The sequence below is a fragment of the Stenotrophomonas sp. YJH_SMC_37 genome, from assembly GCF_059370035.1.
Genome location: NZ_JCAFTG010000015.1, coordinates 13,571 through 28,939, shown reverse-complemented (window position 1 = coordinate 28,939; position 15,369 = coordinate 13,571). Strand labels below are relative to the sequence as shown.

Below are 15,369 nucleotides of genomic sequence, written 5' to 3'. Positions count from 1 at the left end.
ATGGTTATGATGGGACGACGAAGACAGAGCAGGAGCGTTGCCAGTGAGTGACGGGTTCGTGGCGCTGTACATCTTCATGCTGGCGGCCATCGCCGGCCACGTGATCATTTCGCGGGTGCCGGTGATCCTGCATACGCCGCTGATGTCGGGCTCCAACTTCATCCACGGCATCGTGCTGATCGGCGCGATGGTGGTGCTGGGGCATGCGCAGACGCCGCTGGAGAAAGCCCTGGGCTTCCTCGCCGTGGTGCTCGGTGCCGGCAACGCCGCCGGTGGCTACGTGGTCACCGCGCGCATGCTGGAAATGTTCAAGCCGAGCGCGCCCAAGGGGGGCCAGGACGAACCGAAGGAGCCGCAGGCTTGAACATCAGCACCGTCGAACTGCTCGATTGGCTGGTCAAGGCCAGTTACCTCGCTGCCGCCACGCTGTTCCTTCTGGGCCTTCAGCGCATGGCCTCGCCGCTGACCGCGCGCAGCGGCATCCGCTGGGCAGGGCTGGGCATGCTGCTGGCCACGGTGGCGACCTTCTTGCTCCCCGAACTGCACAACGTGCCGCTGATCCTGGTGGCGCTGCTGCTCGGCGCCGGCCTTGCCTGGTGGTCGGCCGGCAAGGTCGCCATCACCGACATGCCGCAGATGGTGGCGCTGTACAACGGCATGGGCGGTGGCTCGGCGGCGGCGATCGGTGCGGTGGAACTGCTGCGCTACGCCTTCCTGGCCCATCGCGATACCCGCCACTGGAGCGCGCAGGCGCTGGCCGACCTGGCCGGGCGCCAGCCGTCGGGCACGGTGCTGCTGCTGGCGGTGGTCGGCGCGGCGATCGGTGCCGTGTCGCTGTCCGGTTCGGTGATTGCCTGGGCCAAGCTGGATGGGCGCCTGGACAAGCGCGTGACCTGGCCCGGCCAGCAGGTGATGAACCTGCTGGTGGCGCTGGCCGTGGTGGTGCTGGCGATCATCGCCGCCAGCACGCTCAGCACCTGGGCGATCGTCGCCTTCTTCGTACTGGCGCTGGCGCTGGGCGTGCTGATGACGCTGCCTATCGGTGGCGCCGACATGCCGGTGGTGATCTCGCTGTACAACGCGTTCACCGGCCTGGCGGTGTCGTTCGAAGGCTACGTGCTGGGCAACGAGGCATTGATCATCGCGGGCATGATGGTCGGCGCCGCCGGCATCCTGCTGACCCGGCTGATGGCCAAGGCGATGAACCGGCCGATCCGCAATGTGTTGTTCTCCAACTTCGGTGGTGGCGCCGGCGGGGAAGCGCAGGCGATCAGCGGTGCGCAGAAGCCGATTGAAGCGTCGGATGTCGCGGCGATGATGGCCTACGCAGAACGCGTGGTGATCGTGCCTGGTTACGGCATGGCCGTGGCGCAGGCCCAGCACAAGATCTGGGAGCTGGCGCAGCGGCTGGGCCAGCGCGGGGTGAAGGTGAAGTTCGCCATCCATCCGGTGGCCGGGCGAATGCCCGGGCACATGAACGTGCTGCTGGCCGAGGCAGGCGTGCCCTACGACCTGATCGCCGACATGGACGACATCAACCCGGAGTTCGCCAACACCGACGTGGTGCTGGTGATTGGTGCCAACGACGTGGTCAATCCGGTGGCACGCACCGACCCGGCCAGCCCGATCTACGGCATGCCGGTGCTGGACGTGGTCAATGCGCGCAACGTGGTGGTGATCAAGCGCGGCAAGGGCACCGGTTTTGCGGGCATCGAGAATGCGCTGTTCTACGCCGACAACGCCCGCATGCTGTACGGCGATGGTGCCGAAGCGGCAGCCTCGCTGGTCAGCGAGTTGAAGGCGCTCGACGGCGGGCATTGAGGCCGTACCGGTAGCGCCGGGCCATGCCCGGCGGCGTTTCGTGCGGACCGCTGCGCTCGCCGGGCATGGCCCGGCGCTACCCTCATCCACGCCTGACGTGGATCTGCGTGCTCAGCGCGCCAGCCAGGCGCCCACGGCCACGCCCAGCGCCAGCCACAGCCATTCCACCGCGCCATTGGCGAGGGCGATCAGGGTCCAGGCCAGGTGCGGGCCCATCCGCAGGGTCGCGTCCCACAGGTCCAGCCCGATCGAGCCGCCCATCCAGGCGCTGGCGATGGTCCAGTTGGCGACGGCGGTCACCAGCAGGGTGCCCAGCACGACCAGTGCAATGCGCAGCCGGCCCGGGCCCAGCGTACCCATGCGCAGCATGAACACCAGTTCCAGGGCGGTCACGACCGCCATCCAGCCGACCTGCCGGCCGGTCATCAGCGCCAGCACCATCCAGGCGAGGGGAGCAACAAGCAGGCCCAGCAACAGCATGATGGGCCAGAGCCAGGTCACGGTCCTGGCACGCGCGGCATTGGAGGACATCGAAGCTCCCTGAAGATCACCCACAGGATACTGTGGTTTGCCGCAGTGCACCGGCGGCGGCAGGGCGGCTGGGCTAGAATGCCGTCTTGCGTGGCCCCGGCCACGGCCCCATATCGGTCCCCATGTATTCCCGTAGCAGCGAACCTGTCCACTTCGAACGCGATTGCGAGGCCGTGATGGTCCCGCAGGGCGACACCGTGACCCTGCCCGCCGGCAGCTATGGGTACATCACCCAGGCGCTGGGCGGCAGTTATTCGGTGTTCGTCGAGGGCAACCTGTTCCGCATCGCCGGCAAGGACGGCGACGCCATCGGCAAGGAAGCGCCGGCACCGCTGGAACTGCCGGCCGACGCCACCGATGAACAGGTGGAACAGCTGGTATGGCAGCAGCTGCGCACCTGCTTCGACCCCGAAATTCCGGTGAACATCGTCGAACTGGGCCTGGTCTACGAGGTCGAGATCAAGCACCTGGACGAAGGCAAGCGCGAGATCGATGTGAAGATGACCCTGACCGCACCGGGTTGCGGCATGGGCGAGATCCTGGTCGACGACGTGCGCAGCAAACTCGAAATGATCCCGACGGTGGCCGAGGCCGACGTCGACCTGGTGTTCGACCCGCCGTGGAACCAGCACATGATGTCCGAGGCGGCCCGGCTCGAGACCGGCATGCTTTGACCCACGGCCCGCAGTGACGCGGGCCCGGCAATACCCGCAACCAGAACAGGAAATCTCCGGTGTCCCAGTCCATTCCCAGCTTCGCCGTCACCCGTTCGGACCACCCGCGCAGCGCTGAAGAGCGCGCCAAGATCCTGGAGAAGCCGGGCTTCGGCCTGCACTTCACCGATCACATGGTGGAAGTGCGCTGGGACAAGGACACCGGCTGGCACAACGCCAGCGTGCGTGCCTACGGCCCGCTGCAGCTGGACCCGGCCGCGGCCGTGCTGCACTACGGCCAGGAGATCTTCGAAGGCATCAAGGCCTACCGCCATGCTGACGGCTCGATCTGGACCTTCCGCCCGGATGCCAACGGCCGTCGCCTGCAGCGTTCGGCGCAGCGCCTGGCGCTGCCGGAACTGCCGGTGGAGATCTTTGTCGAATCGCTGAAGCAGCTGATCGCCGTCGACAGCGACTGGGTGCCGTCGGCCGACGAGTCGAGCCTGTACTTCCGCCCGTTCATGATCGGCGATGAAGCCTTCCTCGGCGTGCGCGGTGCGCACAAGGCCGGCTACTACGTCATCGCCAGCCCGGCCGGCCCGTACTTCGCCAAGGGTGTTGCCCCGGTCTCGATCTGGCTGTCCACCGAATACGCGCGTGCGGCCAAGGGCGGCACCGGTGCTGCCAAGTGCGGTGGCAACTACGCCGCCTCGCTGCTGCCGCAGCAGAAGGCGCAGGCGCAGGGTTGCTCGCAGGTGCTGTTCCTCGACCCGGTCGAGGGCAAGTACCTGGAAGAACTGGGCGGCATGAACGTGTTCCTGGTCTACAAGGACGGCACGCTGGTCACTCCGGAACTGTCCGGCAGCATCCTCGAGGGTATTACCCGCGAGAGCATCCTGCAGCTGGCCCGCGACCGCGGCATGAAGGTCGAAGAACGCAAGGTCAGCATCGACGAGTGGAAGGACGGCGTCGCCTCCGGTGCGATCAGCGAAGTGTTTGCCTGTGGCACCGCCGCGGTGGTCACCCCGATCGGCCAGCTGAAGGGCGAGGGCTTCTCGGTGGGCGACATCAACGCCCCGGCCGGCGAAGTGACCATGTCGCTGCGCAAGGAACTGACCGACATCCAGTACGGCCGCCTGCCGGACCGCCACAGCTGGCTGGTCAAGCTGGGCTGATCGCCCACATCGAATCGTAGAGCCGGGCCCGCGCCCGGCTGCGCTTCTGGAAAGCCCGTCCCCGCGACGGGCTTTCTGCATTTCAGGCCAAGGGGTCAGATCCCTTTCCGCGTGAAAAGGCATCTGACCCCGGATCGGCGGACGCCGATGTCGGCAAAGTCATTCCGGGACATGTGATGGCCCAGTCAGGTCTGTGCAGGACGCGAGAAAGTTCCTTCACCTTCACAAACCCTTGACCCGAAAAGTCTCAGAACGAACATTTCATCTAGCTGAAAAGACGCTGAAAATCTTGTGGTGTCCGGTTTCGGCCATTAGCGTCATCTGCACGGCGGATCGTTAGGGGGATCCGCTGGCTCGCCGGACTTCGAACCTCGCCAATGCAAGCCAGCCCAGGGTTCGGGCCGGTGCTTCTGCCGATTCCGGCATTCACACCACAAGAAAGGGAAATACGATGTCCCAGGTAACGCAACCGCGTGTGCGTCGAGTGTGGGTGGTCCTTGGTGCGACCGTTCTGTCATCGCTGCTGCTGGCCACGCCTGCGCTGGCCGGCGATGTCCAGCTCAGCGGCCTGCAGTCCGCGCCGACCCACCAGCGTTTCATCGTGAAGTACCGCGACGGCAGCGCGCCGGTGGCCAACACCACCGCACTGGCCTCTTCACTGAAGAATGCCGCCGCCGGCCTGGCCAGCAGCCAGGGCCGCGCACTGGGCCTGCAGCAGGTCCGCAAGCTGGCCGTCGGCCCGACCCTGGTCAGGACCGATCGCCCGCTCGACCAGGCTGAATCCGAGCTGCTGATGCGCAAGCTGGCCGCCGATCCGAACGTGGAGTACGTCGAAGTCGACCAGATCATGCGCGCGACGCTGACCCCGAACGACACCCGCTTCAGCGAACAGTGGGGCTTCGGTACCTCCAATGCGTCGATCAACGTGCAGCCGGCCTGGGACAAGTCGACCGGCACCGGCGTGGTCGTGGCGGTGATCGACACCGGCATCACCAACCACCCCGATCTCAACGGCAACATCCTGCCCGGCTACGACTTCATCAGCGACGCCGCGATGGCGCGCGATGGTGGCGGTCGCGACAACAACCCGAACGATGAAGGCGACTGGTACGGCGCCAACGAGTGCGGCTCGGGCATCCCGGCCTCCAACTCCAGCTGGCACGGTACCCACGTCGCCGGCACCGTGGCGGCAGTGACCAACAACAGCACCGGCGTGGCCGGTACCGCGTTCAACGCCAAGGTTGTGCCGGTGCGCGTGCTCGGCAAGTGCGGCGGTTACACCTCCGACATCGCCGACGCGATCGTATGGGCTTCCGGCGGCACCGTCAGTGGCGTGCCGGCCAATGCCAACCCGGCTGAAGTCATCAACCTCTCGCTGGGTGGTGGCGGCAGTTGCTCCACCACCTACCAGAATGCGATCAATGGCGCTGTCGGCCGTGGCACCACCGTGGTGGTCGCCGCCGGCAACAGCAACACCAACGTGTCCTCGTCGGTGCCGGCCAACTGCCCGAACGTGATTGCCGTGGCGGCCACAACCTCGGCCGGTGCGCGTGCCAGCTTCTCCAACTACGGCACCGGCATCGACATCTCGGCACCGGGCCAGAGCATCCTGTCAACGCTCAACACCGGCACCACCACGCCGGGCAGCGCCAGCTACGCGTCGTACAACGGCACCTCGATGGCGGCGCCGCATGTGGCCGGCGTGGTTGCGCTGATGCAATCGGTCGCGCCAAGCCCGCTTAGCCCGGCGCAGGTCGAGAGCATCATCAAGAGCACCGCACGCCCGCTGCCGGGGTCATGCTCGGGTGGCTGCGGTGCCGGCATCATCGACGCCAACGCTGCGGTGTCCGCGGCCATCAACGGGGGCGGCACTCCGAATCCGGGCGGCAACGTCCTGCAGAACAATGTGCCGGTCACCGGCCTGTCGGCCAGCAGTGGTTCATCGCTCAGCTACACCGTCAATGTCCCGGCCGGCAGCAGCCAGCTGCGCGTGGCGATCAGCGGCGGCACCGGTGACGCCGACCTCTACATCCGCCAGGGCAGCGCGCCGACCGACACGGTGTACACCTGCCGTCCGTACCTGAGCGGCAACAGCGAGACCTGCACGGTGAACAATCCGGCCGCCGGTACCTGGTATGTGCGGGTGAAGGCGTACAGCACTTTCTCGGGCGTGACCCTCAACGCCCAGTACTGAGCCCAAGTCCCTCTCCATGGGCACGCCCCGGCCCAGGCCGGGGCGTTCTTGCATGGGGCCGGCGGTGGTACGTGCCGCCGCGCCATGGTGGGTGCCGACCTTGGTCGGCACGCTGTTCCTCAGACCGATTCGAAGCGGTTCGCGGCCACGTTCTTGCGCACGTGCTGCGGGTCGAAGATCCGCCCGTTCATCGCGATGTACACGCCGCTCGGCAGCGACTGCACCGCACCGATCGCACAGCCGATGTTGAACTCCGCATCCGAGCCGCGGAAGCGTGCCGGGCTCAGTGCACCGGTCATCACGATGGTCTTGTCCGGGATCGTCGCCAGCACCTTGCCGGTCTGCACCATCGAGTCGGTGCCGTGGGTCACCAGCACGTGCCGGGTCGGCTGCGCGGCGATGGTGGCGCGGATCAGCTCGCGGTCCTCATCGTTGATGTGCAGCGAATCCTTGCGCAGGATCGGAATCACGTTGAAGCGGAACGTCACGCCCAGCTCGCGCAGGATCATGCCGATCTGCGGATCGCCGATCTGGTAGTCCGACTTGTCGTCGAAGTAGATCTTGTCGATCGTGCCACCGGTGGTGACGACCAGGAGCTCTTCCATCATGTGCATGCGCGAAACCAGGACAGGTGCAGCGGCGCGGGGCCGGGAGCACAGATGATACGGCCCGGCGGGCGCAGCGTCAGCGTCGCTTGCCGAAGCGGGCGCGCAGCCCTGGCAGGCTGGCGCTGAAGATCACCAGCAGGGCCAGTGTGATTTCGATCAGCGCCAGCCAGCGCGTCTGCGGGTGGCTCCAGGCGCTCATCACGCCGTGGCTGAACCAGCCCAGGGCCAGCACCGAGGCCCAGAAACCTGTCCTGCGCCAGCCCAGGCGCAGCGCAATGGCCAGCGCGAGCGGTGGCGCGGTAAACACCAGCTGGGTGGCCAGCCAGTGCTTGTCATTGATGAACCAGCCGGCGAACAGCGCAGCCAGCCCCATCAGGGCCAGCAGCAGGACCGTGCGCTGCCCGGTGCTCATCGGGCCAACCGCTGCGCGATGTCGGCCACCCGGCGGCCAAGCGCGCGCGCAAGCACGGCTTCATCGTCGGTCGGCTGCGGGTCGTCGGCGGCACCGGCCACGTGGCTGGCGCCATACGGCGTGCCGCCACTGGTGGTGTGGCTCAGCGCCGGCTCGGTGAACGGGATGCCGACGATCACGCAGCCATGGTGCAGCAGTGGTACCTGCATCGACAGCAGGGTCGATTCCTGGCCGCCATGCATCGAAGCAGTCGAGGTGAACACCCCGGCCGGCTTGCCCGACAGGGTGCCGTTGACCCATTCGGCGCCGAGCCCGTCGAGGAAATGCTTCACCGGCGCGGCCATGTTGCCGAAGCGGGTCGGGCTGCCGAGCAGCAGGCCCTGGCATTCGGCCAGGTCCTGCATGCTCACGTAGGGGGCGCCATCGTCGGGCACCGGCGGCTGCGCGGTCTGGGTCACTGCGGCCACCGGCGGCACCGTGCGCAGGCGCGCGCTCATGCCAGGCACTTCGCCGACGCCCCGCGCGATCTGGCGCGCCAGCCGTGCCACCGAACCGCCCCGGCTGTAGTACAGCACCAGAATCTCGCCCATCGTGCCCGCTTCTCCTCGTCGTATGGCCACCAGTATGGCTATCCTGCCAGCATTCCGCATCGGGTACCCTTTCGCCGATGGAACCTTTGGATACGCTCAACCTGTGGATGGAGCGCGCGCGGGATCGCGCACGGGCCATTAGTTTCGGCCGCTTCCTGTGGCATCGCTTCCTCGACGACCGCCTGTTCCAGGCAGCGGCGGCGCTGGCCTATACCACGGTGTTCGCGCTGGTGCCGCTGGCCATCGTGGTGTTCGGCGTGCTCTCGGCCTTCCCCGTTTTCGACCGCTGGAGCGACCAGCTCAGCGACTACGTCTTCTCCAACTTCGTGCCCAACGCCGCGCGCGCGGCCGAGGGGTACCTGCGGCAGTTCTCGGCCAGCGCCGGCCAGCTCACCGCCGCCGGCTTCATCGCGCTGGTGGTATCGCTGCTGATCACCCTCAACAGCGTGGAAGAGACCTTCAACCAGATCTGGCGGGTTGGCTCCACCCGGCCCAAGCTGACCCGCTTCCTGGTCTACTGGACCGTGCTGACCCTGGGCGCGATGCTCGCCGCTGCGTCGCTGGCGGTGTCGGCGCGGGTGTTCGCGTTGCCGTTGTTCGGTACCCAGGAGGGCCGTTGGCTGGCCGAACTGGCCCTGCGGCTGGCGCCGATCCTGATCGAGTTCGTCTGCATCACGCTGATGTTCCGGGTGGTGCCGCACCACACCGTGAAGTGGCGGCACGCGATACCCGGCGCGATTCTGGCGGCGGTGATCCTGGAGCTGGTGAAGTGGGGCATCGGGGCCTATCTGGGCAGCTTCCAGTCCTACCAGAAGCTGTATGGCACGGTGGCCTTCGTGCCGATCCTGCTGCTGTGGATCTACCTGTGCTGGGTGGCGGTGCTGCTGGGCGCATCATTGTCTTCGTCGATGGCGGCCTTCCGCTACCAGCCGGTGGAACTGCGCCTGCCGCAGGGGTATGAGTTCTATGGACTGCTTCGCCTGCTCGGCCGCTTCCAGCATGCACGGGCGAAGGGCAAGGGCCTGGCCGATGACGAGATCCTGCGGCTGGAGCCGATGCTGACCGATTCACTGCTGCAGGACCTGATCTGCAATCTGCAGGACATCGACCTGCTGCGCCGCGATGAGCGCGGCGAGTGGCTGCTGTCGCGCGATCTGGACCAGGTCAGCCTGGCCGATCTTTACGAATGCACCCAGCTGCGCATCCCGGTGGCCGAGCAGCACCTGCCGTATCGTGATGACAGCCTGGGACGTGCCGCATTGGCGGCGCTGGACGATCTGCGACTGCCCTTGCGTGAACGCCTGAAGCGCAAGGTCAGCGATATCTACACCGATTCCGGAGACATGCCATGACCCGCAAGACCCCGTTGCTGCTGCCGCTGGCACTGTTGCTGGCGCTGTCGGCCTGCAAGCCGGCCCAGGAGCCCACCCCCGCCAGCAGCCAGCCACCGGCACAGGCACCGACCCCGGCCACCCCCGCAGCGGTGGAGGAGACCCCGGCCGAACGTACCACCGCCGAGTTCCCGACGCTGAAGATGAAGGCGGTGGACGGCAGCGACTACGACCTGGCCGCGCACCGCGGCAAGTGGGTGGTGGTGAACTTCTGGGCGACCTGGTGTGCCCCGTGCCGCAAGGAGATGCCCGAGCTGTCGGCGCTGCATGCGATGCGCAGCAACATCGAAGTGGTCGGCCTGGCCTATGAAGACATCGAGGTGCCGGAGATGCAGTCGTTCCTGACCAAGCATCCGGTGACCTATCCGATCGTGATCGTGGACCCGTTCGATCCGCCGGCGGACTTCGCCACGCCACGCGGCTTGCCGTTGACGCACCTGCTGGATCCGCAGGGCAAGCTGGCGCACACGTTCCTTGGCCCGGTGACGGCCGCCGACATCGAAAAGCAGATCGCTGCTGCCAAGTAGGTTGGGTATCGGCAGGGCTGCGCCCTGCACCCGCCGAAACTTTCAAGCAACGGCAACAGCAACTGCCAAAGTGCGATTTCCGTGTTGTGGCGGGGCGGTGTCGGAGTGCGGGGACGCCGCAAGTACGTCCATGTAGGCTTGGCAGCCGCATCCATGCGGCTGACACCCCGCACTCCGACACCGCCCCGCCTCTGACAGATTTCTGCGATCTGGTAGATCCACGCCATGCGTGGATGAATCTCTTTCAGATCTCGAATCAATTCGAGGTCAGATCCGTTTTCCTGCGGAAAACGGATCTGACCCCAGGCGCTATTCCGACAGATCGTAGAGATCTGTCGAAGGCGGGGTGGGTCCGCTTGCGGGGGCGTGAGCCGCATGGATGCGGCGACCGAGCCTACATGGACGTATTTACGGCGTCCCCCGCAAGCGGACCCACCCTGCCTACCCACAGGAAACCCGCTTCTGCTTCGGCTGTTGCTGTTGCCTTGGTTCGTAGCAGGTGCAGGGCCGCAGGCCCTCCCGACCCACCCTAATCCTCGACCGGGAAGTTCTCGATCGGCTTCAGCACATCGTAGTGCTCGCGATGCAGCTTGCCCTTCAGCTTCGGCAGCTCGGGCAACGGTGCATCCACCCGCGTATCGGGCAACCGGTCCAGCAGGTTGCGTACCAGCGTCAGCCGGCCCAGCCGCTGGTCGTTGAAATCCACCAGCGTCCACGGCGCCGCCTCGCGATGCGTCGCGCGCAGCATCGCCTCGCGGGCTTCGGTATAGGCGCTGTACTTGCTGCGCGATTTCAGGTCCACCGGGGACAGCTTCCAGCCCTTCAGCGGATCGAGGTGGCGCTCGGCGAAGCGCTTCTCCTGCTGCTCCTGGTCCACGCACAGCCAGTACTTGAACAGCAGGATGCCGTCATCCACCAGCAGCTGTTCGAACACCGGCGCCTGGCGCAGGAACTGCTGGTACTCGGTCTCGCTGCAGTAGCCCATGACCCGTTCGACGCCTGCGCGGTTGTACCAGCTGCGGTCCATCAGCACGATCTCGCCGGCGGCGGGCAAGTGCGAGGCGTAGCGCTGGAAGTACCACTGCGTGGCTTCGCGGTCGGTGGGCTTGGGCAGTGCCACCACGCGGCACTGGCGCGGGTTGAGGTGCTGGCTGATGGCCTGGATCGCGCCGCCCTTGCCCGCCGTGTCGCGCCCTTCAAACAGCACCAGCAGGCGTTGCCCGCTGTGCTGCACCCAGCGCGCCATGGCGGTCAGTTCCAGCTGCAAAGGCAGCAGCAGTTCGTCGTAGTCCTTGCGCTTGAGCTTGGCCATCGTCACACCCGCGGGGAGGAAGCCCGAGCGTAGCGCAGGGGCTGCCCAGGCGATGTCGACGCTACCTGGTCGCGCTTACCCTGCTGCGCCCGTCCAGCCGTTCTCACGTGCCAGTTGCTGCACCAACGCTGACAGATCGCGGGCAAACCCGCCCATGTCGAACAGCCCGCTGCGCTCGCGCGCCTGTGCCAGTTCAGCGCGCAACGCGGCCAGCGCCGCCGGGTCATTGCCCAGCGCGCTGGCGGTGGTGATGAACGCCGCATCGTCGGCGACATTCATCCGGGCCAGCCCCAGATGGTGGTTGAGGCTGCCGGCCACGCGCGCGGCGAACGTGTCGCCGGGGCAGGTCAGCACCGGGCAGCCGGCCCACAGCGCGTCGGACGCGGTGGTGTGGGCGTTGTACGGATGCGTGTCGAGGAACAGGTCGGCCAGCTGATAGCGGGCCAGATACTGCGGATGCGGCAGTTTGGCCATGAACACCAGCCGCGTTGGGTCCAGGCCAGCGGCCTGTGCGGCGCTGCGCAGGCGGGCGTCGGCATGGCCGGGGCCGGACAGCAGCCACAGCACGCTGCCGGGCACCGCCTGCAGCACTGCGAAGGCGCGGCCCATGCTGCGCGGGTTGAGCTTGTAGCTGTTGTTGAAGCAGCAGAACACGACGCCGTTTCCGGGCAACCCGCACTCGGCGCGGGACGGTGCCGGCTCCAGCATGCGGGTGTTGTCCGAGGGCTGGAAGGCACGCGGCAGGCGCAGCACCCGTTCGCTGTAGTGCGGCTCCAGTGAAACTGGCAAAACGAAGCTGTCGCCGATCACGGCATCCATCCACGGCGCCCCGGACGTGCCGGGGTAAGCCAGCCAGTTCAACTGCAGCGGGGCAGGGCGCATCGCCAGTACCTCCGGCGTGCCGCCGCCGCCCCATCCGCGCAGGTCGAACAGCAGGTCGATGCCCTGTGCGCGGATGCGTGCGGCGGTATCGGCATGTCGCAGGCCAGCCACATCATGCAGCTGTGCCGCTGCCTGCAGCCGCTGGCGGATGCGGCTGCCGTCATCACGATTCAACGCGAACAGATGCAGTTGCACTGCCGGGTCATGACGCAACTGCTCGAACAGGGCCACGGTCAGCAGCCCGGTGGGATGGGCGCCAAAGCCATTGGACAGGAAGCCGACCCGCAAGGGGCCGCGCCCGCGCACCTTCGTGGCGGGAAGGGGACGCACTCCCGAAGCAATCACCGCGGCGCGCGCGCGCGCGCAGGCCAGCTGTTCGGCTGCGGCGGCATCCTCGCTGAGGAACGCGAACGGTTCGACCACACCTTGGCCGCTGGCCAGTGCGCCACGCACTTGTGTGGCCAGTGCGTCCACGTCCTGCCAGTCGCACAGGCGACGCTGCCAGGCCAGGCGCTGGGCGGCGATATAGGGTTCGCCCGGCATCAGCGCATGCGCGCGGCGATAGGCCGTCGCCGCCCCTTCGGCATCATCGGCATCTTCCAGCGCATGGCCCAGCCACAACGCGATGCCCGGGTGCTGCGGGGCCAGTGCCGAAGCCTGGCCCAGCAGCTTCGCTGCATCGCCATGTGCGCCGGCCATCCAGGCCACGCGGCCCAGCCGCGCCAGCGCTTCGGGGTGGTTGGGGCGCAGTTGCAGTGCGCGTCGTGCGGCCTGCTCGCCGGCAGCGATGTCGCCGGCTTCCAGTTCCAGGTCGGCCAGCATCACCCAGGCCACGAAGTCGCCGGGCTGGCGCGCGATCGCCTGCTGCAGGTGCTGTCGCTGCTGCCAGGCCGTCATCGTGATCAGTCCGCCGACAACTGCGCCAGGGCGTCGACCTGGTGTTCGTGGCTGAGTCGCTGCAGCAGCGGGTCGAGGTCGCCGGCCAGGATGTTGGGCAGGTCGTACAGGGTCAGGCCTTCCACGCGGTGGTCGGTGATCCGGCCCTGCGGGAAGTTGTAGGTGCGGATGCGCTGGCTGCGGTCGCCGCTGCCGACCTGCAGGCGCCGCGATTCGGCCTGCGCCGCGTCCTGGCGCTGGCGTTCGGCATCGAGCAGCTGCGCCTTCAGGCGCTTCATCGCCTTGTCGCGATTGGCGTGCTGGCTGCGTTCGGTCTGGCATTCCACCACTACGCCGGTCGGCAGGTGGGTGATGCGGATCGCCGACTCGGTCTTGTTGACGTGCTGGCCACCGGCGCCGGACGAGCGGAACGTATCCACCTTCAGGTCGGCGGGGTTGATGACGATGTCATCGACTTCGTCGGCCTCCGGAATGATTGCCACGGTGGCCGCCGAGGTGTGGATGCGGCCCTGCGATTCGGTGGCCGGCACGCGCTGCACGCGGTGCGTGCCCGATTCGAACTTCAGCCGCGAGAACGCTCCCCGGCCGACCACGCGTGCCACCACCTCCTTGTAGCCGCCGTGCTCGCCCGGGCTGTCCGATTCGATCTCGACCTTCCAGCCCTGGCGCTCGGCATAGCGGGCGTACATGCGGAACAGGTCGCCAGCGAAGATCGCGGCTTCGTCGCCGCCAGTGCCGGCGCGCACTTCCAGGAACAGGTTGCCTTCGTCGCGCGGGTCGCGTGGCACCAGCAGCAATGCGAGCTCCTGCTCCAGCGCCTGCAGGCGCGCCTGCGCGGCGGCGATCTCCTCGTCGGCCAGCTCGCGCAGATCGGGATCGGCGCGCATGCCTTCGGCGGCGGCCAGGTCGGCCTTGGCACGGGCTTCATCGGCCAGTGCAGTGGCAACCGGTTCAAGTTGGGCGAATTCGCGCGAAAGGTCGCGGAAACGGGTGTTGTCGGCGACCACATCGGGTTCGGCGAGCAGGCGTTCCAGTTCTTCGCGGCGCTCGGCCAGCGCTTCCAGCTTACGGCGCAGGGTCGGCGTCATCGGGTCTCACGGGTGGGTGGCGGTAACCCGGCGTGGCCGGGAACAGGCGCTCGGCGGCGCGGGTCAGGTCGGCATCGCCACTCAGCGCGGCGGCGCGCAGTGCGGCGGTCGGCGGGTGCAGCAGGCGGTTGGTCAGGCCGTGGGCCAGCAGTTCCAGCACTTCGTCGGCGGGCTTGCCGTTGGCCAGCTGCTGGCGCGCGCGCTCCAGCAGCTCGGCACGGGTGGCTTCGCCGAACGCGCGCAGCTGCCGCAGTGGTGCCTGGTGGGCGCTGGCCTGCTGGGTCTCGATGAAGCGCGATACCTGCAGGTCGATGATCGCCTCGGCCTCGGCAGCGGCCTCGCGGCGGCCACGACGGTTGTCTTCCACCGCGCGTTCCAGGTCATCGACGGTGTAGAGGAAGGCGTCGTTGAGCGTGCCGACCTCGGCTTCGATGTCGCGCGGCACGGCCAGGTCGAACAGCAGCATCGGCTTGTGCCGGCGCGCGCGCAGGGCCTTGGCCACCATCTCGCGATGGATCACCGGCTCGCGCGCGGCGGTGGCCGAGAACACCACGTCGGCCTCGCCCAGGTGGCGGTCCAGTTCGGTCAGCGGCAGGGCCACGCCGCCATGGCGGCTGGCCAGTTCCTGCGCGTGGGCCAGGGTGCGGTTGGCGATCAGCAGCCGCCGCACCTTGCCTTCACTCAGGTGCCGTGCAGCCAGTTCGATGGTCTCGCCGGCACCGACCAGCAGCACGGTGGAATCGTCCAGCCGGGCGAACGCGTTCTGTGCCAGGCGCACGGCCGCCGAGGCCACCGACACCGGGTTGGTGCCGATCTGGGTATCGGTCCGCGCACGCTTGGCCACCGAGAAGGTCTGCTGGAACAGGCGGTCCAGGCGCTGGCCGAGCAGGCCATGGTCGCGCGCGGTCGACCAGGCGTCCTTCACCTGGCCGAGGATCTGCGGTTCGCCCAGCACCATCGAGTCCAGCCCGGTGGCGACCCGGAACAGGTGGCGCACAGCCTCGGCATCGGCATGCTGGTACAGATAGCCCTGCAGGTCGCCGGCCTGGCTGCGCAGCCACTGGTCCAGCGCCTGTGCCGACTCGGCCACGGCGTACAGTTCGGTGCGGTTGCAGGTGGACAGCAGCACCGCCTCGGCAATCTGCGGGGTATCGCGCAGCGAACCGAGCGCGCGCGGCAACGCCTCACCGGCGAAGGCCGCGCGCTCGCGCAGTTCCACCGGTGCGGTCTGGTGATTCAGTCCGAGCACCCACAGGGTCATTGTTCAGTTGCTTGCGATAAGCTGCTG

15 protein-coding genes are annotated in these 15,369 nt (G+C 67.6%); 7 read left to right on the top strand and 8 right to left on the bottom strand.

Annotated elements, in window-relative coordinates:
* The first annotated feature begins 43 nt into the window (after positions 1-43).
* Positions 44-364, top strand: coding sequence for an NAD(P) transhydrogenase subunit alpha part 2 (locus AC5P8J_RS17800; RefSeq protein WP_019661150.1), 321 nt, complete (start codon positions 44-46; stop codon positions 362-364).
* Positions 361-1,821 (top strand): NAD(P)(+) transhydrogenase (Re/Si-specific) subunit beta, encoded by a 1,461-nt coding sequence (locus AC5P8J_RS17795; RefSeq protein ID WP_227845102.1) that lies wholly within the window; start codon positions 361-363, stop codon positions 1,819-1,821. Before AC5P8J_RS17800 ends, AC5P8J_RS17795 begins: the two co-directional genes overlap by 4 nt.
* A gap of 111 nt (positions 1,822-1,932) precedes the next feature.
* Here AC5P8J_RS17795 and AC5P8J_RS17790 read toward each other — a convergent pair whose 3' ends face one another.
* The gene (locus AC5P8J_RS17790) at positions 1,933-2,352 is read right to left on the bottom strand and encodes a hypothetical protein (RefSeq protein ID WP_019661152.1); all 420 of its coding nucleotides are present in this window, start codon (positions 2,350-2,352) and stop codon (positions 1,933-1,935) included.
* A gap of 122 nt (positions 2,353-2,474) precedes the next feature.
* On the opposite strand from AC5P8J_RS17790, the gene sufT reads away from it, so the two are divergent.
* From sufT to AC5P8J_RS17775, 3 genes are all read left to right on the top strand, one after another.
* Complete coding sequence (gene sufT / locus AC5P8J_RS17785) at positions 2,475-3,026, top strand: putative Fe-S cluster assembly protein SufT (RefSeq protein WP_005415385.1); 552 nt, start codon at positions 2,475-2,477, stop codon at positions 3,024-3,026.
* Between the two features lie 59 nt (positions 3,027-3,085).
* Complete coding sequence (locus AC5P8J_RS17780) at positions 3,086-4,180, top strand: branched-chain amino acid aminotransferase (protein WP_495217015.1); 1,095 nt, start codon at positions 3,086-3,088, stop codon at positions 4,178-4,180.
* Between the two features lie 451 nt (positions 4,181-4,631).
* Entirely contained in the window at positions 4,632-6,374 is a 1,743-nt protein-coding gene (locus AC5P8J_RS17775; protein ID WP_227854368.1) for a S8 family peptidase, read from the top strand.
* A 119-nt stretch (positions 6,375-6,493) separates the two neighbouring features.
* Here AC5P8J_RS17775 and AC5P8J_RS17770 read toward each other — a convergent pair whose 3' ends face one another.
* The 3 genes from AC5P8J_RS17770 to wrbA form a co-directional block, all read right to left on the bottom strand.
* Complete coding sequence (locus tag AC5P8J_RS17770; protein WP_010481766.1) at positions 6,494-6,979, bottom strand: asparaginase domain-containing protein; 486 nt, start codon at positions 6,977-6,979, stop codon at positions 6,494-6,496.
* A 79-nt stretch (positions 6,980-7,058) separates the two neighbouring features.
* A complete protein-coding gene (locus tag AC5P8J_RS17765; protein WP_019661155.1) occupies positions 7,059-7,394 on the bottom strand; it encodes a DUF2069 domain-containing protein in 336 nt (111 codons plus the stop codon).
* The gene (gene wrbA / locus AC5P8J_RS17760; protein WP_227854367.1) at positions 7,391-7,984 is read right to left on the bottom strand and encodes an NAD(P)H:quinone oxidoreductase; all 594 of its coding nucleotides are present in this window, start codon (positions 7,982-7,984) and stop codon (positions 7,391-7,393) included. Before wrbA ends, AC5P8J_RS17765 begins: the two co-directional genes overlap by 4 nt.
* 77 nt (positions 7,985-8,061) lie before the next feature.
* Here wrbA and AC5P8J_RS17755 point away from each other — a divergent pair, with 77 nt between their 5' ends.
* Both AC5P8J_RS17755 and AC5P8J_RS17750 read left to right on the top strand, forming a co-directional pair.
* Positions 8,062-9,336 (top strand): YihY family inner membrane protein, encoded by a 1,275-nt coding sequence (locus tag AC5P8J_RS17755; protein WP_019661157.1) that lies wholly within the window; start codon positions 8,062-8,064, stop codon positions 9,334-9,336.
* Positions 9,333-9,902, top strand: coding sequence for a TlpA family protein disulfide reductase (locus AC5P8J_RS17750; RefSeq protein WP_099591109.1), 570 nt, complete (start codon positions 9,333-9,335; stop codon positions 9,900-9,902). The genes AC5P8J_RS17755 and AC5P8J_RS17750 overlap by 4 nt, the downstream gene beginning before the upstream one ends.
* 529 nt (positions 9,903-10,431) lie before the next feature.
* Here AC5P8J_RS17750 and ppk2 read toward each other — a convergent pair.
* The 4 genes from ppk2 to hemA form a co-directional block, all read right to left on the bottom strand.
* Positions 10,432-11,214 (bottom strand): polyphosphate kinase 2, encoded by a 783-nt coding sequence (gene ppk2 / locus AC5P8J_RS17745; RefSeq protein ID WP_111099048.1) that lies wholly within the window; start codon positions 11,212-11,214, stop codon positions 10,432-10,434.
* 75 nt (positions 11,215-11,289) lie between these two features.
* On the bottom strand, positions 11,290-12,993 hold the full coding sequence (locus AC5P8J_RS17740) for an O-linked N-acetylglucosamine transferase, SPINDLY family protein (protein ID WP_207050131.1): 1,704 nt from the start codon (positions 12,991-12,993) through the stop codon (positions 11,290-11,292).
* Positions 12,994-12,998: 5 nt separating this feature from the next.
* On the bottom strand, positions 12,999-14,081 hold the full coding sequence (gene prfA, locus AC5P8J_RS17735) for a peptide chain release factor 1 (protein WP_019661162.1): 1,083 nt from the start codon (positions 14,079-14,081) through the stop codon (positions 12,999-13,001).
* A complete protein-coding gene (hemA, locus tag AC5P8J_RS17730; RefSeq protein WP_021202249.1) occupies positions 14,059-15,342 on the bottom strand; it encodes a glutamyl-tRNA reductase in 1,284 nt (427 codons plus the stop codon). Before hemA ends, prfA begins: the two co-directional genes overlap by 23 nt.
* Between the last annotated feature and the right edge of the window lie 27 nt (positions 15,343-15,369).